At 63.7% G+C, this 21,116-nt stretch carries 14 protein-coding genes; 11 read left to right on the top strand and 3 right to left on the bottom strand.

All coding sequences use genetic code 11. The features are described 5' to 3' along the window. Window positions 1-228: 228 nt before the first annotated feature. On the bottom strand, window positions 229-1,260 hold the full coding sequence (locus ACVWWD_RS02175) for a histone deacetylase family protein (protein WP_352547790.1): 1,032 nt from the start codon (window positions 1,258-1,260) through the stop codon (window positions 229-231). Between the two features lie 73 nt (window positions 1,261-1,333). Beyond that, window positions 1,334-1,987 (bottom strand): TetR/AcrR family transcriptional regulator, encoded by a 654-nt coding sequence (locus ACVWWD_RS02170; protein WP_023770433.1) that lies wholly within the window; start codon window positions 1,985-1,987, stop codon window positions 1,334-1,336. A gap of 262 nt (window positions 1,988-2,249) precedes the next feature. Here ACVWWD_RS02170 and ACVWWD_RS02165 point away from each other — a divergent pair, with 262 nt between their 5' ends. The 8 genes from ACVWWD_RS02165 to ACVWWD_RS02130 all read left to right on the top strand — a co-directional run bounded on the left by ACVWWD_RS02165 (window position 2,250) and on the right by ACVWWD_RS02130 (window position 13,015). Beyond that, a complete protein-coding gene (locus tag ACVWWD_RS02165) occupies window positions 2,250-3,929 on the top strand; it encodes an amidohydrolase (protein WP_352547787.1) in 1,680 nt (559 codons plus the stop codon). Between the two features lie 139 nt (window positions 3,930-4,068). Then, a complete protein-coding gene (locus tag ACVWWD_RS02160) occupies window positions 4,069-5,163 on the top strand; it encodes an ABC transporter ATP-binding protein (RefSeq protein WP_352547785.1) in 1,095 nt (364 codons plus the stop codon). 2 nt (window positions 5,164-5,165) lie between these two features. Continuing rightward, window positions 5,166-6,086: an ABC transporter permease gene (locus ACVWWD_RS02155; protein WP_352547783.1), complete on the top strand. Its 921-nt coding sequence runs from the start codon at window positions 5,166-5,168 to the stop codon at window positions 6,084-6,086. Beyond that, window positions 6,079-6,879: an ABC transporter permease gene (locus tag ACVWWD_RS02150; protein WP_352547781.1), complete on the top strand. Its 801-nt coding sequence runs from the start codon at window positions 6,079-6,081 to the stop codon at window positions 6,877-6,879. Before ACVWWD_RS02155 ends, ACVWWD_RS02150 begins: the two co-directional genes overlap by 8 nt. A gap of 23 nt (window positions 6,880-6,902) precedes the next feature. Continuing rightward, a complete protein-coding gene (locus ACVWWD_RS02145; protein WP_352547779.1) occupies window positions 6,903-7,937 on the top strand; it encodes an extracellular solute-binding protein in 1,035 nt (344 codons plus the stop codon). Between the two features lie 60 nt (window positions 7,938-7,997). Then, window positions 7,998-9,194 carry a serine hydrolase domain-containing protein gene (locus ACVWWD_RS02140; protein ID WP_352574522.1) on the top strand — a complete coding sequence of 399 codons (1,197 nt, stop codon included), beginning with the start codon at window positions 7,998-8,000 and terminating at the stop codon, window positions 9,192-9,194. Window positions 9,195-9,226: 32 nt separating this feature from the next. Beyond that, window positions 9,227-10,408, top strand: a complete 1,182-nt coding sequence (locus ACVWWD_RS02135; RefSeq protein ID WP_352547775.1) for a serine hydrolase domain-containing protein — start codon at window positions 9,227-9,229, stop codon at window positions 10,406-10,408. Between the two features lie 282 nt (window positions 10,409-10,690). After that, entirely contained in the window at window positions 10,691-13,015 is a 2,325-nt protein-coding gene (locus tag ACVWWD_RS02130) for a Tex family protein (RefSeq protein ID WP_352563779.1), read from the top strand. Here the strand turns inward: ACVWWD_RS02130 and ACVWWD_RS02125 are convergent, their stop codons facing one another. Beyond that, a complete protein-coding gene (locus ACVWWD_RS02125) occupies window positions 13,016-13,927 on the bottom strand; it encodes a LysR family transcriptional regulator (RefSeq protein ID WP_023793968.1) in 912 nt (303 codons plus the stop codon). A 102-nt stretch (window positions 13,928-14,029) separates the two neighbouring features. Here ACVWWD_RS02125 and ACVWWD_RS02120 point away from each other — a divergent pair, with 102 nt between their 5' ends. From ACVWWD_RS02120 to ACVWWD_RS02110, 3 genes are all read left to right on the top strand, one after another. Beyond that, window positions 14,030-15,223 carry an acyl-CoA dehydrogenase gene (locus ACVWWD_RS02120; protein WP_352547773.1) on the top strand — a complete coding sequence of 398 codons (1,194 nt, stop codon included), beginning with the start codon at window positions 14,030-14,032 and terminating at the stop codon, window positions 15,221-15,223. Between the two features lie 115 nt (window positions 15,224-15,338). Then, window positions 15,339-18,698 carry a transglutaminase family protein gene (locus tag ACVWWD_RS02115; protein WP_352547771.1) on the top strand — a complete coding sequence of 1,120 codons (3,360 nt, stop codon included), beginning with the start codon at window positions 15,339-15,341 and terminating at the stop codon, window positions 18,696-18,698. A 6-nt stretch (window positions 18,699-18,704) separates the two neighbouring features. Continuing rightward, window positions 18,705-21,116 carry a circularly permuted type 2 ATP-grasp protein gene (locus ACVWWD_RS02110; protein WP_023770422.1) on the top strand — a complete coding sequence of 804 codons (2,412 nt, stop codon included), beginning with the start codon at window positions 18,705-18,707 and terminating at the stop codon, window positions 21,114-21,116.

Below are 21,116 nucleotides of genomic sequence, written 5' to 3'. Positions count from 1 at the left end.
GAATCCGACATCAAACGCGATTTGACAAAATCGAATCCGGTGGACTCGGACTGCGACTCAGCGGCCAATTTCCTTGCATTTCCGGGGCCCGGAAATCGAGCCGCGCAGGCCGGTCATAATTCTTGCGATGGACTTACCCGGCGCCTCTGGATGCAAAAAAAGGGCGGCTGCCGCCCCCCTTGCTTTGTCCGTCCTCCCCGCAGACGCTGCGTGCTCAGGACGACCGCTCTACCGATCCTCGAACCCGGTCAGCACGCCGACGGCATTGATACCGATCTCCTCGACGGCATAGCCGCCTTCCTGGACGAACAGCGTCGGCAGGCCGAGCTTGGCGATGCGCTGGCCGATCTTCGGATAATCCGGGCTTTTCAGCTTGAACCGGCTGATCGGGTCCTTTTCGAAAGTGTCGACGCCGAGCGAGACGACAACGATGTCGGGAGCGTAGGCGGCGACCCTGGCGCAGGCGTCCTCCAGCGACACATTCCAGGCATCCCAACCGGTGCCGAAGGGCATGGGATAGTTGATGTTGAAGCCTTCGCCGGCCCCCGCGCCACGCTCATCGGCATGGCCGAGGAAGAACGGGTACTCGACCATCGGATCGCCGTGCAAGTTGAGAACCTGTACGTCGGCGCGGTCATAGAAGATCTCCTGCGTGCCGTTGCCGTGGTGATAGTCGACGTCGAGGATCGAGACACGTTTGGCGCCCTGGTCGCGGAACCATTGCGCGGCGACCGCCGCGTTGTTGACGTAGCAATAGCCGCCCATGAAGCCGGCCCCGGCATGGTGGCCGGGCGGACGGCAGAGCGCGAAGGCCGACCTCTCGCCGTCCTTGACGAGGCCGGCGGCGGTCAGCGCGACGTCAAAGGACGATTTGATCGCGGCCCAGGTGCCCTCGACGAAGGTGGCGCCGCCGTCGAAGGAATAATAGCCGAGCAGGGCGTCGATGCGCTTGGGCGGCACGTCGCCGCGCAGGCCGCGCGTCGGCCAGGTGAAGGGCATCGCCGTGCCCGCATGACCCTCGGCGATCCATTGCGGCCAGACGGTCGGCAGGAAGTCGATGAAGTCGGCCCTGTGAACACGCTTGGCGGCGGCAAGGTCATGCTCGACCGGCCCGAGGATCGGCCCGAGCTTCTCGCTTTCGACCCGCGCCTTGATGAACTCCGCCCGCGAGGGCTTTTCAAAACCGGGCACGATGGCCGAGGTGACCAGTTCCATCTGTCCGGCATGACCGGCATGAAGGGGCGAATAGACAGTCTTCATGAAATTCCTCTCGAAGTGCGAAGCTAAGGCAATTCCAGAAAGCGGTTTCCGTCCGGAATCTCATTGAAACTGGTCAGTCAAGGTTGAGGTAGGGGCTCACCAAAGCGAGCCACATGGTTTCGACATCGTCCTCGATGAGGTCGTACGTCCTGCGATCTCTTTTCATCCCGACAAGCCGGCAGGCGTGCCCGACTTCCATCATCACCAGGCCAAGCCGCTTGGCGATCTTGTCTTCGAGGGCCGGGTTCACATGCCGCAGCCATGCGGCATAGAGGGCGACGATCTCCTCGTCATATGCGTCCTGGATAGGCCTGAGATCGGCATTGCCGGATATCGCCTCGATCACCGGCATCAGGGTGGCGTTGTCGAGATAGATCCTGGACGTGTCGATGAAGAGCTTGCGCACTTCCCGCCGAAACTCTTCGCGGTTGGTAGGCGGCGCGACCTTGATGCGCCTCGCGATCACCTCGGGAAAGGATGACAGCCAGCGCCGGGCGAGATCCAGAAGAATGGCTTCCTTGTTGGGGAAGTACTGGTAGACCGAACCGACGGACAGGCCGGCGCGCTGCGCTATGGCGAGCGTCGTCGGCGCCTTGGTTCCTTGCTCGCGCGTCAAGGTCAGCGCCGCGTCGAGAATGCGGTCGACGACCTTGCTCGACCGCTGCTGCCGCGGCTGCTTGCGCGGTTCGAGCGCTATTTTGGTTTTGCGATCGAGACTGCGCTTCACTGCTTGATGTCCTCGTTCCCCGCCTGGTCCCAACACAAAGCGGGGCGTGCTGTCCACAATACATTCTAAATCCGGCATGTTGACAAACGCGAATAATCAGTCGCATTCTTTATCCCCGCTGTCCCAAGGGATAACAAGGGAAATTTCGAAGACAGCGTACTTGGCGCCATTCATTGTCCGATAGCGCCGCTCCGTAGCGGCGGGTCGTTGGACGCGGAGTTTTGCCCAGTCTCATTTCAGTCGTCAAAAGCGCGGAGTTGCGATGTCGGTCACGGATGCGGGGGATGATGCGGACCTGATTGTCATCAATGGTCGTGTGTTGACCATGGACGGCGACAATCCCGCCGCCGAGGCCGTTGCCGTCAAGGACGGCGCCATCATCGCCATTGGCAGCCGTGCTGCAATCGAAGAGCTCAAGGGACCGGGTACAAAGGTCATCGACGCCGAGGGCGGTTCGGTCCTGCCCGGATTCATCGAAGCCCATATGCATCTGTTCGGCGGCGCGGCTGAACTCGACAATCTGCATCTGGCTGGCGTGCATGGCTTCGAGGCGCTGCAAAAGGCGATCCGCGACTATTCATCGACACGGCCCAATGCCGCGATGCTGGTCGGGCAGGGCGTCGACTACACCGTGCTCGGAGGCGAGCGGGTGACGCGTCACCATCTCGATACCATCCTGCCCGATCGCCCGTTCTGCATGGCGGCACCCGATCATCACACGATGTGGGCCAACACCAGGGCGCTGGAGATGGCCGGCATCCTGCATGGGCGCGCGCTTGGTCCGGGCAATGAGATCGTCATGGGTGACGATGGCGTGGCAGCCGGCGAGCTGCGCGAGGGCGAGGCCTTCGGCCCGGTGCTCGACCTTGCCGGCGAAGGCCGCGTGCGGCTGGGCCTGGCGACCGGCGGTGAGCCGGACCCGATGCCGTCAGCCACCGAACGCGCCGCCGACCGCGACATCATGCGGCGCGGGCTTGCTTGGTGCGCGCGCCACGGCATTACCTCGATCCAGAACATGGATGGCAATCTCTACCAGCTCGAACTGCTGGCCGAGATCGAAGCCGAGGAAGGCCTGCCCTGCCGCGTCCAGATCCCCTTCCACTACAAGAATTTCATGACGCTCGACATGCTCGACAAGGCGTCTGTAATGGCCGAACGCTACAACAGCGAATGGTTGTCGTCGGGCATGGTCAAGGTGTTTTACGACGGCGTGCTGGACTCGTGGACGGCTGTCATGATCGAGCCTTATGCCGACCGTCCGGATTGGGTCGGCGAGCCATTATTCACGCCACGGCAGTTCATCGATCTGGCGGTCGCCATCGACAGGCGCGGGCTGCAGATCGCGGTACATTCGATCGGCGACGGGGCGGTGCGTGCCGTGCTCGATGGCTACGAGGCGGCGCAAAAGGCCAATGGCAAGCGTGACAGTCGGCATCGCGTCGAACATATCGAGGTCACCACCACATCGGATGTGCCGCGCTTCGCCGAACTCGGCGTCATCGCCTCGATGCAGCCGCCGCATCCGCCCGGCGCCATGGATTTCCCGTTGGAGCCGACCGTGTCGCGCATTGGGCGGGCCCGCTGGCCGCTGAGCTATGCCTGGCGCACCTTGAAGGACGCCGGCGCCCATGTCGTGTTCGCCTCGGACTGGCCAGTGTCGCCGATCGACCCGATCCTGGGCATTCAGGCGGCAGTGCTGCGCAAGCCATGGGCAGAAAGCGATCCCGACCAGAGCTTCTCGCTGCATGAATCGATCGCCGCCTACACGGTCGACGGCGCCTATGCGGAATTCGCCGAGCATCGCAAGGGCATGTTGAAATCCGGCTACATGGCGGATCTGGTGATGCTGTCGGCCGATATCGAGAAGACGGCGCCGGCCGATCTGCACAAGGTACGGCCGGTGACGACGATCTGCGGCGGCAAGGTCACCTATCAGGCCTGATAATGGCATGAGGCTTGCTGACTAAAGACGGACTGAACTGTGATTCAATGCCGGGCTTGCCAACCTACCGGCCATGTGGTCACATCCAACAGGGGACAAACTCCGCCAGCAAGAGCGGGGTCAACAGTGAGGCGTAATCGTGCCGGACAAACCGGATCGGAATGCGATTGAAGTAGTAAACGTCAGCAAAATTTTCGGATCGGGTGAGGGGCAGGTCGCTGCCCTCGACAAGGTCTCGGTGTCCATCCGCGAAAACGAGTTCTTCACGCTGCTTGGGCCGTCCGGCTGCGGCAAGACCACTCTTTTGCGGCTGATCGCCGGCTTCGACTTTCCAACCGCCGGGGAAATCCTGCTCTACAGCCAGGACATCGCGCCCTTGCCGCCGTTCAAGCGCCCGGTCAACACAGTCTTCCAGTCGTACGCGCTGTTCCCGCATATGACGGTGGCCGACAATATCGGCTTCGGCCTGGAGATGCTGGGCAAACCCAAGGCCGAGATCAAGGCGCGCGTCGCCGAGATGCTGAAGCTGGTCAAGATGGAAGAGCTGGCCGGCCGCCGCACAGCCCAGATTTCCGGTGGCCAGCAGCAGCGCGTGGCGCTGGCCAGGGCGCTGGCGCCGCAACCCAAGGTGCTGCTTCTCGACGAACCGCTATCGGCGCTCGACTACAAGCTGCGCAAGGAGATGCAGATCGAACTGAAACGGCTGCAGCACGAGACCGGCATCACCTTCATCTTCGTCACCCATGACCAGGAAGAAGCGCTGACCATGTCGGACCGCATCGCCGTGATGTCTTCGGGCAAGATCCTGCAGGTGGGTTCGCCCTGGGACATCTACGACAAGCCGGCGGAACGTTTCGTCGCCGACTTTATCGGCGAGACCAACTTTCTGACCGCCGCCATATCGGGCATCGGCGGCGGCAAGGCGCGCGCAACGCTCAAATCCGGCGCGACCGTCGAGGCGACCGTTGCCGAAGGTTTTCAGCCGAAGGACAACGCGACCGTGGTGGTAAGGCCCGAGCACGCCAAGCTGACGAAGGACAAGGGCGACGTGTCGGGCACGGTCGAGAACATCGTCTATTTCGGCACCGACACGCATATCCACGTCCATCTCGACAGCGGCGAAGCCTTCACCGTGCGCCAGCAGAACACGCGCAGCGCCGGCTGCGGTTTCGAGCGTGGCGACAAGGTCGGCATCATGATCGGCAACGACGCCGCGCAAGTGCTGAGGGACTAATAATGGCGACCGCGGAAGAAGTCGCCAAGGCAGCGGAACGGCGCGATGTCCGTGACCGCTGGCTTCTGTCAGCGCCAGCGCTGCTGGTCATCTTGTTCGCAGCGACCGGCCCGCTGCTGATCGTGCTGGTCTATTCGCTCCTGACCCCCGGCGCCTATGGCGATGTGAAATGGCAGTTCTCATCCGACGCCTGGACATCGGTCTTCCTGGAGCGCGATATTTTCGACGACACGCTGTCGCTGGCGGCGGCGCATGTCACCATCTTCTGGCGCTCCATCAAGCTTGCGGTGGTAACGACGCTCGCCACGCTGGTGCTCGGTTTCCCGACGGCCTACTTCATGGCGACGCGCAGTGAAAAAACCAGGGATCTCTGGCTGTTCCTGATCACCATCCCGTTCTGGACCAACCTGTTGATCCGCACTTTCGCCGTGCTGCAGATCATCCGCAACGAAGGCATCGTCAACACGATCCTGCTCAAGCTCGGCATCGTCTCGGCGCCGGTCCAGATCCTCTACACCGACACGGCGATCCTGATCGGTATGGCCTATGTCTACCTGCCTTTGATGGTTCTGCCGATCTACGCCAGCATGGAGAAGCTCGATTTCCGACTGGTCGAGGCGGGTTACGATCTTTACGCGACGCGTTTCAAAGTGCTGCGGAAGATCATTTTCCCGCTGGTCAAACCCGGCGTCATCGCCGGCTCGATCCTGGTCTTCATTCCCGCGCTCGGTGCCTATGTGACGCCGAGCGTGCTCGGCGGCGGCAAGAACATGATGCTGTCCAATTTGATCGAACTGCAGTTCGGACAGGGCCGCAACTGGCCGCTTGGCTCGGCACTGTCGATCACGGTGATGATCATCGTCATGGCGGCGCTGCTTGGCTATGTGCGCAATGCCGGGAGGTCGGGGGTGCGGCATGGTTAGCAATTTTTCCATCAAGCACCAGCCGGGTTTCACCGCGATCGCGGCGACTTGTTTCGTTGTCCTCTATCTGCCCATCATCGTGCTGGTCATCTACGCCTTCAACGCGGCGAGCTCGACATCCGAATGGGGGGGCTTTTCGCTGAAATGGTTCCAGTCGGCATACCAGAACACGCAGGTCATCGACGCGACGCTGCGCTCCTTCCAGATCGGCTCCATCGCGGCGGTGCTGTCGACCGTCTTTGCCACCATGGCGGCACTCGCCACCACGCGCACGGCGTCGTATCCGGGCCTTACCTTCAAATACGCGGCGATCAACCAGCCGCTGATGGTGCCCGAGATCGTCACCGGCGTGGCGCTGCTGATCTTCTTCTCGCGCATCAAGATCGTCACCGGCTATTCCGGCATCGGCTACCTGGTGGCGGCGCATACGGCGTTCTGCATTCCGTTCGCCTATCTGCCGATCCGGGCGCGGCTGGAGAATATGGACCTGACGCTGGAACGCGCCGCGGCCGACCTCTACGCGACGCCATGGAAGACCTTCCGCCGCATCACGCTGCCGCTCTTGTGGCCCGGCATCCTGGCCGGACTGATGCTGGCCTTCGTCATCTCGCTCGATGATGTGGTTATCACCGAGTTCGTCAAATCGGGCGGCCAGGACACGTTGCCCACCTACATGCTCGGCCAGATACGCCGCGGCATAACACCCGAGATCAACGCGATATCGACCGCTTTCCTGCTGCTTTCGGTCGCGATCGTCACGTTGTTTTTCTTCGTCAGCAGGAAACGAGACTGAAACCTGAAATGGGAGTTAGAAAGATGAACTGGAAGACAACAGCGACCGCCATGGGGTTGGCGTTGCTCGCATCGACGGGGCTTGCCCGCGCCGAGGGCGTGCTCAACATCTACAATTGGGGCAACTACACCAGCCCCGACGTGATCAAGAAGTTCGAGGGCAAATACAAGGTCAAGGTGACCATCACCGATTACGATTCCAACGACACCGCTCTGGCCAAGGTTCGCCAGGGTGGCACCGGTTTCGACATTGCGGTTCCGTCGCAGACCTACGTACCGATCTGGATCAAGGAAGGTCTCGTGCTAGAGACGGATCCGGGCAAGATGGAGAACTTCAAGAACGTGGCGCCGGAATGGGCCAATCCTGAATTCGACCCTGGCCGCAAATATTCCGTGCCGTGGGCCTGGGGGACGATCGGCGTCGTCGTCAACACCGATGCTTACAAGGGCCCGGCCGATACGTGGGGCATCGTCTTCAACACGCCGGACGAGTTGAAGGGCAAGGTCAATGTCGTCCCGGAGATGGGCGACGTCATCTTCGCAGCGATCAAGTATGTCGGGGGTCAGCAGTGCACCGACGACAAAGCGGTGCTGAAGAAGGTGCGCGACCTCCTGGTGGCGGCCAAGCCGAACTGGATCGCCATGGAATACAACACCATCGAGAAGATGGGCGCCGGCGACTTCAAGGCAACCAGCGACTGGAACGGCTCGGCGCTGCGCCAGCGGCTGGCCAACCCGGCAATCCACTACAATTATCCGAAAGAAGGCTTCGGCCTATGGAGCGACAACGTCGTCGTCCTTAAGGAAGCCAAGAACGTCGAGAATGCCAAGCTGTTCCAGAACTTCATCATGGATCCGGAAAACGCGGCCGGACTCTCGGCCTTCCACCGCTATGCCAACGCCATTAACGGCTCGGACAAGTATATGCCGGCTGACATGAAGGACGCGCCGGAAGTCATCATTCCGGCCGACGCCAAGCCGAAAGGCGAATTCCAGAAGATGTGCCCGCCGGAAACGCAGGAACTCTACACGAAGATCTGGACCGAACTGCAGAAGTGATCGCAGCGTGAAAGGCCCGGCGGCAAATGCTGCCGGGCCTATTGTTTTGGAAATGGCTTTATGACGTCCTATCGCAACAGCGATCCGCGGCCGCCGATCATGCAAGGCTCGCCGCCCGCCATGCTGCCGCCGAGGCTCGACTGGGACAGGCCGCCTTGGAACCGCTGGGCTTTCCAGCACATACGGGAAATTCTGCCGACCGCCGAAGTCTGGCGCGGCGCTGGCCATCGCCACCGTCTCGAACGCGCCGAGGTCGATCTCGACGGGCTGGCGGTCGAGGACAGCGAGGGCAGGCCTTCGACACTCGCCGGTCTGCTCGACGAGACCTATACGGACGGCTTCCTGGTGCTCAAGGACGGCAGGATAGTCTATGAGCACTATTTCAACGGCATGGACGAGCGCACGCTGCATCTGTCGCAGTCGATGGCCAAGTCGGTCACCGGCTCGGTGTTCGGCATATTGGCCGGGCGCGGCCTGATTGATCCGGTGAAGCCGGTGACGGACTACCTGCCGGAACTGAGCGCGACCGGCTGGGCCGGCGCCAGCGTCCAGCATGTGCTTGATATGACCACCGGCGTGCGGTTCTCGGAGGAATACACCGACCGCTATTCCGACATCGGCCAGGTCGATGTCGCCACCGGCTGGAAGCCGGTGCCACCGGGCAGCGATCCGGATTTCCGCTGGCCATCCCACATGTTCGAACTGATCCTGGGCTTGAAGGAAACGGTTCGCCCGCATGGAGCCGCGTTCGAATATCGATCGATAGAGACGGACGTGCTCGCCTTCATCATGGAACGGGTGACGGGCAAGCGGCTGGCGCAGCTGGTTTCGGAGGAACTCTGGCAAAAGCTCGGGGCCGACGAAAGCGCCTGCTTCACCGTCGACAGCGCCGGCTATGCGCTAGCCGATGGCGGCCTCAACGCGACGCTGCGCGACTACGCCCGCTTTGGCCAGCTGATCCTCGACAATGGCGGCGGCATCGTGCCGGCGGACTGGATCGAGGCGACGCGTACCGGCAAGCATGGTCCGGATTTCTCCGCAAGCCTGCCCGAGGGCAGCTATCGCAACCAGTTCTGGATCGAGAATCCCAGCTCGCGGGCACTGATGTGCCGTGGCGTGTTCGGACAGTTGATCCACATCGACTGGAACACAGGAATGGTCGTGGTGAAGCTGTCGACCTGGCCGGATTTCAGCAACATGGCCTATTCCAGGGCAACGCTGAAGGCCGTGCACGCCATCGCCGCGGCGCTTGCCTGAGCTTCAAGACCAATGGACTGGGAGGAAACGCCATGACCGGCAAGACCGCGTTCGAGACCCGATACGGATTCCGCCGCAACGAGGTGCTGCTTAGCAATTGGCGTGTGAGCCCGTTCAATCGGTGGTCGTTCCAGAATCTCGGCGAACTGGTGCCGACCGCCCGTGTGGCGGCAGCGCCCGGCGCCGTGGAAGCCCGTCAGCGGGACATGGACGGCTTGCTCGGGGAAAAGGTCACGGTCGCGACCGCACCGGAGACGGTGGCTGAATTCCTCCTGCGTTCCAGCACCGACGCAGTGACGGTGATGAAGGGCGGCAAGATCACTGGCGACTGGTTCGCGCCGCATATGGAGTTTGGCGCGCGCCACATCATCTTCTCGATCAGCAAATCGGTGACCGCGATCATCGCCGGCATACTGGAAGGCGAGGGGGTGTTCGATCCGGAAGCGCCGGTGACGGACTATATCCCTGAAGCAGCCGGCTCGGCCTATGGCGATGCAAGCGTTCGGCATGTGCTCGACATGAGCGTCAGCCTCGACTTCGAGGAGGCCTATCTCGATCCGGAAAGCGCCTTCGCCCGCTATCGCCGCGCGACGCTTTGGAATCCCGGCGGCGGCACCGAAAGCCTGCGTGAATTCATCCTGACCCTGCAGCGGCTTGCCGAGCCCCATGGCCAGACCTTCCGCTACCGCTCGCCCAATTCCGACCTGCTCGGGCTGCTGCTCGAGCGCGCCTCGGGCCAGCGCTTCACCGACCTCATGCGCGAGAAGCTATGGTTGCCGCTTGGCGCCGTCAGCGAGGCCTCTGTCGGGGTCGACATGGAAGGTACGGCGCGCGCCGCCGGCGGCATTTCGGTGACGCCGCGTGACCTGGCTCGCATCGGCGAGATGCTGCGGCAGGGCGGCACGGCCAATGGCCACCGCATCGTGCCCGAGGCCTGGGTGCGCGACACCACCAGCACCGGCGGCAGTAATGAGGCCTGGCGGCGGGGCACGATGGTTTCGCTGTTTCCCAACGGGCGCTACCGCAACAAATGGTACCAGACAGGACACGAGAACGGCGCCTATTGCGGCATCGGCATCCATGGCCAGTGGCTTTATGTCGATCCTAGCACCGAAGTGGTGATCGCCAAGATGTCGTCGCAGCCGGAACCGGTCGACGATCCGCTGGATATCGAGATCGTTGCGTTCCTCGAGGCGCTGAGCCGGATGGTCTAAGGCGTGCTGATATTCAGGTGATGCCGGCCTGCGAACGGCGACTTTCCGCGCTTCCGGCGCTCAAGGACGGAATGTCCGCTGCGCTCGTCGCAAGAGAGCGACACCGAAAGCCATCGTTCTCAGCTTGGCATGACCTGAATCTCAACACACCTTGCGCCGTGCCTGAGCGCTCAAATCGAGGCGCTTTCCTGTGGACCTCCGCCGCCGTTGAAAACGCGGCGGTTGGCGGACCTGATGTCTGCGCTTATGGTCGCCGCTCTTTTCGACGAGAGTGGGAACGACATGGCATCCGACATCAAGCGCATCGCAACCATTATCGCGGCCGAAATCAAGGCGCGGCCGGAACAGGCGGCCGCGGCGATCGGACTGCTCGATGAGGGTGCGACGGTGCCGTTCGTGGCACGCTACCGCAAGGAAGTGACCGGCGGGCTGGATGATACGCAATTGCGCGACCTTGCCGAGCGTCTTGTGTATCTGCGCGAACTCGACGCGCGCCGCGACACCATCCTGGGCTCGATCCGCGAGCAGGGCAAGCTGACCGAAGAGCTTGAAACCAAGATCGCGGGCGCCGCGACCAAGGCGGAACTCGAGGACATATACCTGCCCTACAAGCCGAAGCGCCGTACAAAGGCCGAGATCGCCCGCGAGCGTGGATTGGGGCCACTGGCCGAAGCCATTCTCAACAACCGTTCGCTGGTGCCCGCGGACGTCGCGCTCGCCTATGTTACCGCAGAGGTAGGCGATGCGAAGGCGGCGCTCGAGGGCGCGCGCGACATCCTGTCGGAGCAATTCGCCGAGAACGCCGACCTGGTCGGCAAGCTGCGCAGCTACATGAAGGAGCGCGCCTTCCTGCGCGCCAGGGTGGTCGAGGGCAAGCAGGAAGCCGGCGCGAAATTCTCCGACTATTTCGACCATGTCGAACGTTGGGCGACCGTGCCGAGCCACCGGGCGCTCGCCATGCTGCGCGGCCGCAACGAGGAGGTGCTGTCGCTCGACATCGAGGTGGATGCCGACGACACATCGTCGGTGAAGCCGGTCGAGCGGATGATCGCCAACGCCTACGCCATCGCTGCCAGCCTGCCCGGTGACCGCTGGCTGATGGAAGTGGCAGGCTGGACCTGGCGCATCAAACTGTCGCTGCACCTGACGCTCGACCTGATGCGCGACCTGCGCGAGCGGGCCGAGGAAGAAGCGATCCATGTCTTTGCCCGTAACCTCAAGGATTTGCTGCTGGCGGCTCCCGCCGGCTCGCGGCCGACGATGGGGCTCGATCCCGGCATCCGCACCGGCGTCAAGGTGGCGGTGGTCGATGGCACCGGCAAGCTGCTGGCGACGACGACGGTCTATCCGTTTCCGCCGAGGAACGATGTGCGTGGCACGCAGGCCGAACTTGCGGCGCTTATTCGCCAGCACAAGGTCGAGCTGATCTCGATCGGCAACGGCACCGGGAGCCGCGAGACGGAGAAGCTGGTCGCCGACATGCTGTCCGACATGCCTTCGGACGGCGGCCCGAAGCCGCTCAAGGTGATCGTCAGCGAGGCGGGAGCGTCGGTCTATTCGGCCTCGGCGACGGCTGCCGCCGAGTTTCCCGGCCTCGACGTGTCGCTGCGCGGCGCGGTGTCCATCGCGCGACGGCTGCAGGATCCGCTGGCCGAACTGGTCAAGATCGAACCGAAATCCATTGGCGTCGGACAATATCAGCACGATGTCGATCAGTATCGGCTTGGTCGCTCACTGGAGGCTGTCGTGGAGGACGCCGTCAACGCGGTCGGCGTCGACCTCAACACCGCCTCGGCGCCGCTGCTGGCGCGGGTTTCAGGCCTCGGCGCGTCGCTCGCCGACGCCATCGTCGCCCATCGCGATTCGACCGGCCCGTTCGCCAGCCGCAAGGACCTGCTGAAGGTGGCACGGCTTGGACCGCGCGCGTTCGAGCAGTCCGCCGGTTTCCTGCGCATCGCCAATGGCAGCGAGCCGCTCGATGCCTCGTCGGTGCATCCGGAGGCCTATGGCGTGGCCAAGAAGATCGTCGCCGCCTGCGGCCGCGACGTGCGTTCGCTTTTGGGCGACAGTGCCGCGCTCAAGGCGCTCGACCCGCGCGTCTTCGTCGACGAGCGTTTCGGCTTGCCGACGGTGCGCGACATTCTGGCGGAGCTGGAGAAGCCCGGCCGCGATCCGCGTCCCGGCTTCAAGACGGCGACCTTCGCCGATGGCATCGACGAGATCAAGGATTTGAAGCCAGGCATGCTGCTGGAAGGCACCGTCACCAATGTCGCCGCTTTCGGCGCCTTCGTCGATATAGGCGTGCACCAGGACGGGCTGGTGCATGTCTCACAGCTCGCCGACCGCTTCATCAAGGACGCGCATGAGGTGGTCAAGGCCGGCGACGTGGTCAAGGTGCGCGTCGTCGATGTCGACATCAAGCGCAAGCGCATCGCGCTCTCCATGCGCAGGGACGGTGGCGAAGGCGGCGCATCGAAGGGCGGGCCGCGCGACAATGGCGGCGGTAGGCCGGCGCCACGCGGGCCTACGCCGCAACGCCAGCCGGAGCGGCCGGCACAGCAAGGTGCGTTCGGCGCAGCGCTGGCGGACGCGCTGAAGCGAAAGTAGCTACCAAGCCAGAACAGCTGGCTCCTTCTCACGCTGGCCTAGCAGCCAGTCCCGGAAACTGGCAACCGGCGGATAGCCGCGCTTGTCGTGGGGAATGACGAGGTAATAGGCGCTGCGGCTCTGCATCGGCTGGCCGGGCGCGAGCACAAGCTGGCCGCGCTGCAGTTCGCCCTCGATGAGGATCTGCGGCAAGAGCGCCACGCCGAGCCCGGTCATGCAAGCCTGGGCGGCGGTGCCGAAATGCTCGAACTGCATGCCAGGCCCGGTCGGCGCGCTCAGGCCTTGATGCTCGAACCATTCGCTCCAGGCGCCTGGGCGCGTCGTCATGTGCAGCAGCGGCAAACGGCCGATATCGGCCGGCGTGGCGATGGCGCGGCCGGCGAGGAAGTCGGGTGACACCACCGGCGCCACCGTCTCGTGCACCAGAAGTGTCGAGTCGGCGTCCGGCCAGTCCGGCAGGCCGTAGTGGATGGCGGCATCCAACCGTTCGCGGGCGAAGTCGAAGCGCCCGACGCGGGTGACGAAATTGATGGTGATGTCGGGATTGTTCTCGACGAAATCGGGGATCATCGGCATCAGCCAACGTGTGCCGAAAGTCGGCAGAATGGCAAGATTCAGGATGCCACTATGCCGGTTGCTCATCAATCCAAGAGCTGCGTCACGCAACTGGCCAAGCGCCGAGCGTACCGCTTCGGCGTAGATTTCACCTGCCGTGGAGAGCCTTACATTGCGACTGTCGCGTTCGAACAGCGGCCGGCCGAACTGATCTTCCAAAAGCCTGATCTGGCGGCTGACCGCACCTTGGGTCAGGTCCAATTCCCGGGCGGCGGCGGTGAAGGAGCCAAGTCGCGCCACGGCCTCGAAGGCGGCAAGGGCGCTGATGTTGGGCAAAAGGCGGCGCTGGACACTCATGATCCATTCCTAACGCTCATTGATGGGTGAAGCAATTTCGTTTGATTTTTTCAGGCCACGAGCCGATAAGCCGGCTTCACCTGTCTCAAGGATCGAGAAGCCATGGCCGACAAGAATGCATTCGTGTGGGAAGACCCGTTCCTGATCGAGGACCAGCTTTCGGAGGACGAGCGCATGGTGCGCGATGGCGCTGCCGCCTTTGCCGCCGACAAGCTCGCGCCGCGTATCGAGGAAGCCTATCTCAACGAGACCTTCGACACGGCGATCTTCCGCGAGATGGGCGAGGCCGGCCTGCTCGGGATCAACATTCCGGAGGAGTTCGGTGGCCTCGCCGCCAGCTATGTCACCTACGGGCTGGTGGCGCGGGAAGTCGAACGCGTCGATTCCGGCTATCGCTCGATGATGTCGGTGCAGTCGTCGCTGGTGATGTACCCGATCTGCGCCTATGGCTCGGACGAACAGCGCAGGAAGTATCTGCCCAAGCTCGCCAGCGGCGAGTGGATCGGCTGCTTCGGGCTGACCGAGCCGAATGCCGGCTCCGACCCCGGCGGCATGAAGACCCGCGCCGAAAAGACCGCCGGCGGCTACAAGCTCTCCGGCTCCAAGATGTGGATTTCCAATTCGCCGGTCGCCGACGTGTTCGTCGTATGGGCGAAGTTGAAGGGCGAGAACGGCAAGGACGAGATCCGCGGTTTCGTGCTGGAGAAAGGCATGAGAGGGCTGTCGGCGCCGAAGATCGGCGGCAAGCTGTCGCTGCGGGCGTCGATCACCGGCGAGGTGGTGATGGAAGGCGTCGAGGTCGGCGAGGACGCGCTGTTGCCCAACGCCAAGGGCCTTGGCGGACCGTTCGGTTGCCTCAACCGAGCCCGCTATGGCATCTCCTGGGGTTCCATGGGAGCGGCGGAAGACTGCTGGCATCGCGCTCGCCAGTATGGCCTTGACCGCAAGCAGTTCGGCAAGCCGCTGGCCGGCACCCAGCTCTACCAGAAGAAGCTCGCCGACATGCAGACCGAGATCGCTCTGGGGCTCCAAGCTTCGTTGCGCGTCGGGCGCCTGCTCGATGAAGGCAAGATGGCGCCGGAAATGATCTCGATCGTCAAGCGCAACAATTGCGGCAAGGCGCTCGACATCGCCCGCCAGGCCCGCGACATGCATGGCGGCAACGGCATCCAGATCGGCTATCACGTCATGCGCCACGCGCAGAATCTGGAGACCGTCAACACCTACGAAGGCACGCATGACGTGCACGCGCTGATCCTGGGGCGGGCGCAGACCGGAATACAGGCGTTCTTTTGAGTGACTTTAAGGCGGCAAAGGGTTCTTTAATTTAGGTGCACCGCAACATCCGCTTGGAGAATGGCGGCCAGATGTGTCAGGGTTCGGCTGATGAAACGCCGATCTCCGGGGCCCCATGGCAATTCTGGCAGCCGTCTACCACCTGACCCACTATAAATACGACCGGCCGGTGGTTCTCGGCCCCCAAATCATCAGGCTGCAGCCTGCACCGCATTCCCGCACCAAGGTGTTGAGCCATTCGCTGAAGGTGGAGCCGGCGAACCACTTCGTCAATTTGCAGCAGGATCCTTACGGCAACTTCCTCGCCCGTTTCGTCTTTCCCGAGCCGGTGACGGAGCTGAAGATCGAGGTCGACCTCGTCGCCGACATGACCGTCTACAATCCGTTCGACTTCTTTGTCGAACCGTCGGCCGAGGCGTTCCCGTTCGACTATCCCGAGGAGATCCGCGACGATCTCACTATCTACCGGACGCCGGAGCCGGCCGGGCCGCTGCTCCAGGCGTTTCTGAAAACCGTCGACCGCAGCGCGCCCAACACGGTCAATTTCCTCGTCGATCTCAATGCGCGCTTGCAGCGCGAGATCGCCTATATCGTGCGCATGGAGACCGGCGTGTTCTCGCCGGAGGAAACGCTGGCGGCCGCCAAGGGCTCGTGCCGCGATTCGAGCTGGCTCTTGGTGCAGATCCTGCGCAATCTCGGCATCGCCGCGCGCTTCGTCTCGGGCTATCTGATCCAGCTCAGGCCCGACCTTGTCGCGCTGGATGGGCCGGCCGGCACAGCGGTCGATTTCACCGACCTGCATGCCTGGTGCGAGGTCTATCTTCCTGGTGCCGGCTGGATCGGCTTCGACCCGACCTCGGGCCTGCTCACCGGCGAAAGCCATGTGCCGCTGGCCGCCACACCGCATTTCCGCAATGCCGCACCTATTTCCGGCATGGGGAGCTTCGCCAATGTCGAGTTCGGCTTCGAGATGCGGGTCGACCGCATCGCCGAGCATCCGCGCATCACCAAGCCTTTCTCCGACGAGAGCTGGCAGGCGCTCGACGCGCTCGGCAACAAGGTCGATGCCGCGCTCGCGGCCGGGGATGTGCGGCTGACCATGGGGGGCGAGCCGACCTTCGTCTCGATAGACGATTTCGAGGCCGCCGAATGGAACACCGCCGCCGTTGGGCCAACCAAGCGCGAAAAGGCCGACGCGCTGATCAGAAAACTGCGCGAACGTTTCGCGCCAGGTGGTTTCCTCCACTACGGCCAAGGCAAATGGTATCCCGGTGAAAGCCTGCCGCGCTGGACGTTTTCGCTCTTTTGGCGCGCCGACGGAGAGCCGGTGTGGAGCGACCCGTCGCTGATCGCGCGGGAAGATAGTTCGGCTGATATCGGGCCGAAACAAGCCGAAAGCCTGCTGACGGCGATCGCCGGCGAACTCGGCATCGACACGTCCATGGTCAGCGAAGCCTATGAGGATCCAGCCGAATGGCTGCTCAAGGAAGGCAAGCTGCCCGAGAATGTCGACCCGGCCAATTCGAAGCTCGAAGATCCGGAGGAACGCAGCCGCATGGCGAGAGTGTTCGAGCGCGGGCTGACCAAGCCGTCCGGCTATGTGCTGCCGGTGCAGCGCTGGAACAGCCAGGCGTCGGATCCGCGCTGGCGTTCGGAAAAATGGACGACGCGGCGCGGCCGTCTGTTCCTAGTGCCCGGCGATTCACCGGTCGGCTATCGCCTGCCGCTGGGCACGCTGCCCTATGTGCCGCCGGCGCAGTTCCCCTACATCGTGCCCGTCGATCCGTCACTGCCGCGTGACCCGCTGCCCGTGCGCGAAGCGATCTTGCCAGCGGCCGCTCCGGCGGAACTCGAAGGCGCCGACGAAATGGCCCGCCGCCAGCACGCAGCTTCGTTCACGGCGACGAGCGGCCAGCAGGATCGCGTCGAGCAGGAGATCACCGAGATTGGTGGCGCGGTGCGCACGGCACTTTCGGTCGAACCGCGCGACGGGCGGCTGTGCGTGTTCATGCCGCCGGTCGAGGCGCTCGAGGATTATCTCGAACTCGTCGCCGCCGCCGAGAACGCGGCAAAGGCGATTGGCGTTCCCGTGCACATCGAGGGCTACGGTCCGCCGCATGACCCGCGCCTCAACGTCATCCGCGTGGCACCCGATCCCGGCGTCATCGAGGTCAACATCCACCCAGCTTCCAACTGGCGAGATTGCGTGGCCACCACAACGGCAATCTACGAGGAAGCGCGGCAGACGCGGCTTGGCGCCGACAAGTTCATGATCGACGGCCGCCACACCGGTACCGGAGGCGGCAACCATGTCGTCGTCGGCGGCGCGACGCCCAATGACAGCCCGTTCCTGCGCCGGCCCGACCTGCTGAAGAGCCTGGTGCTGCAATGGCAGCGGCATCCCTCGCTGTCCTATCTGTTCTCCGGCCTGTTCATCGGCCCGACCAGCCAGGCGCCGCGCTTCGACGAGGCGCGGCACGATTCGCTCTACGAGCTCGAAATCGCGATGGCGCAGGTGCCGCATCCCGAACAAGGTGCCGCACCCTTGCCGTGGCTGGTCGACCGGTTGTTCCGCAACCTGTTGACCGATGTCACCGGCAATACGCATCGCTCGGAAATCTGCATCGACAAGCTGTTTTCCCCGGATGGTCCAACCGGCCGGCTTGGCCTTGTCGAATTCCGCGGATTCGAGATGCCGCCCAATGCGCGCATGTCCCTGGCGCAGCAATTGCTGGTGCGGGCCATCATTGCCCGCGCGTGGAAAACTCCGCTCGACGGGCGCTTCGCGCGTTGGGGCACCTCGCTCCATGACCGCTTCATGCTGCCGCATTATGTCTGGGCGGACTTTCTCGACGTGCTCGACGACCTCAAGCTCAATGGGTTCGAATTCCGGCCCGAATGGTTCGATGCCCAGCTCGAGTTCCGCTTTCCCTTCTGCGGCGAGGTGCAGCATGCCGGCATCAAACTGGAACTGCGGCAGGCACTGGAACCGTGGCACGTGATGGGCGAGCAGGGCGCGATCGGCGGCACCGTGCGCTTCGTCGATTCCTCGGTCGAACGGCTGCAGGTCAGGACCGAAGGCCTCAATCCGGAGCGCCATGCGATCGTCTGCAACGGTCGTATCGTGCCGATGAGGGTTACCGACAACAGAGAGGTCGCGGTGGCTGGCGTGCGCTTCAAGGCCTGGCAGCCGGCCTCGGGCCTGCATCCGGCCCTTCCGGTCAACACGCCGCTGGTGTTCGATATGTATGACCGCTGGTCCGGCCGGGCGGTCGGCGGCTGCGTCTACCATGTCGCGCATCCCGGCGGGCGCAGCTACGACACTTTCCCGGTCAACGGCAACGAGGCGGAGGCACGGCGGCTCGCCCGCTTCGAACCGCGCGGCCACACACCTTCCGGCTATGTGTTGCGCGAGGAACAGCCGGCGGAAGATTTCCCGATGACCCTTGACCTCAGGCGTCCACCAAGACTGTGATCTGACATGGCAAAGGGGAATCACAAAAGGGTGCGCGGCAAGCCGCAGGCCCGTAGCCTGCTGGAGCACTACCAGCCGATCGACGGCGTCGTCGACGAGATGGTCGACGCGTCAGGTAATCCCCGTCCGGTCTGGAAGCATTTTGTCGAAGCGCTGGACGAACTCGGGGCCGAGAAGCTCGGCCAGCGCTTCGCCCGCGCCGACCAGTATCTGCGCGATGCGGGTGTCTACTACCGCGTCTACGACAAGGCGGGCGCCAACGAGCGGGAATGGCCGCTGGCGCATATCCCCGTGCTCATCGAGGACAGCGAGTGGCAGGCGGTCAGCGCCGGCTTGGTGCAGCGCGCCGAACTGTTCGAGGAAATTGTTGCCGATATCCACGGGCCGAACCGGCTGGTCGAAAAAGGCATCCTGCCAGCAGGACTGATCGCGGCGAGCCCTGAATATTTGCGGCCCCTGGTCGGCACCAGGCCGGCCGGAGGGCATTTCCTGCACTTCTGCGCCTTCGAACTCGGCCGCGGTCCGGACGGCCGCTGGTGGGTGCTGGGCGACCGCACCCAGGCGCCTTCGGGCGCCGGCTTCGCGCTGGAAAACCGGGTCGCCACCACGCGCGCTTTGTCCGACATCTATGGCGAGATGCATGTGCACCGGCTCGCCGGCTTCTTCCGACGCTTTCGCGATGCGCTGATCGGCATGGCAAAGGAGAGCGACGGGCGCGTCGCCATCCTGACCCCGGGGCCACTCAACGAGACCTATTACGAACACGCCTATATCGCCCGCTACCTCGGCATCATGCTGCTCGAAGGCGAGGACCTGACCGTTTCCGGCGGCAAGCTGATGGTGCGGACGGTGTCCGGTCTGATGCCGATCAGCGTGCTGTGGCGGCGGCTCGATGCCGCGTTCGCCGATCCGCTCGAGCTGCGCCCGGATTCGCAGATCGGTACGCCGGGCCTGGTCGAGGCGATCCGCCAAGGCACGGTGTCCACCGTCAATGCGCTGGGCTCGGGCCTGATGGAGACGCGCGCGCTGCTCGCCTTTCTGCCCAAGATCGCGCGCGAATTGTGGGGCGAGGAGCTGCTTTTGCCCAGTGTGGCGACATGGTGGTGCGGACAGGAGACGGAGCGCGCCCACGTGCTCGCCAATATCGACCGCATGGTGGTCGGCCCGGCGCTGTCGACAAGACTTGCCTTCGAAGATGACGGACAGACGAAGCTCGGCTCGGCTCTCTCGGTCGGTGAGCGGGCGGAACTGGTGGCGCGCATCGAACGCGACGGCAAGGCCTTCGTCGGCCAGGAGGCGGTGACGCTTTCGACGACGCCGGTCTATGTCGGCGGCTGGCTGGAACCGCGGCCGGCGAGCCTACGCGTCTACCTGGCGCGTACGCCCGAGGGCTGGACGGTGATGCCGGGCGGGTTTGCGCGCGTTGGCCTGTCGCTCGACCCAACGGCGATCGCCATGCAGCGCGGCGGCCAGGCGGCTGATGTCTGGGTGGTCAGCGACAGACCCGTGGAGCGCGAGACGCTGCTGCCGCAGGAGAGCGACAGCTTCAACCGTACCATGCCCGGCAGCCTGCCCAGCCGCGCGGCGGAAAACCTGACCTGGCTCGGCCGCTACATCGAACGCTCGGAAGACACGGTGCGTATCCTGCGCGCCTATCACGTGCGGCTCGCCGAAACGTCCGATCCGGACATGCCGCTGCTGGCCGATATCAGGGATTATCTCGAACCGTTCGGCATCGATGTCGAAACGGCAATCCCGCCAGGGCTGATCGGCACGCTCGACAGCGCGGTCTACAGCGCCGGCCAGATCCGCGATCGTTTCTCGCCGGATGGCTGGCTGGCGCTCAAGGATTTGTCAAAAACGATCCATCAGTTCGCCACCACCGTGGCGCCCGGCGACGATGCGACGCGGGCGATGACCGTGATCCTGCGCAAGCTGGCCGGATTCTCAGGCCTTTTGCATGAGAACATGTACCGCTTCGCTGGCTGGCGGTTCCTCGAGATCGGCCGGCGGCTGGAGCGCGGCATCCAGATCGCCAGCACGCTGGCCCGACTGACCAGCAGCAAGGCGCCGGACGGGGCGCTGGACATGATGCTGGAGATCGGCGACAGCGTGATGACCCATCGACGGCAATATCCGGTGCAGGCCGGCCGGCGCACGGTGATCGACCTCCTGGCGCTCGATCCACTCAATCCACGCTCCATCCTGTTCCAATTGGAACGGCTGAAAGCCGAGATAGGGCTATTGCCGGCAACCGGCGGCGAGGGGCACATGTCGGCGGCAGCCAAGGAAATCCTGCAGCTCAACACGTCCATCGCCATCAAGGAGCCGGCAGACATGACGGTGAAGGCGTTGAACGATCTCGCGGGCGAAATAGGCGGGCTCTACAGCAGCCTCGCCAAAGCCTATTTCGGCTAG

The organism is Mesorhizobium sp. URHB0026, from assembly GCF_054059755.1.
The sequence above is the reverse complement of the archived record's forward strand: the minus strand, read 5'-3'. Positions and strand labels throughout refer to the sequence as shown.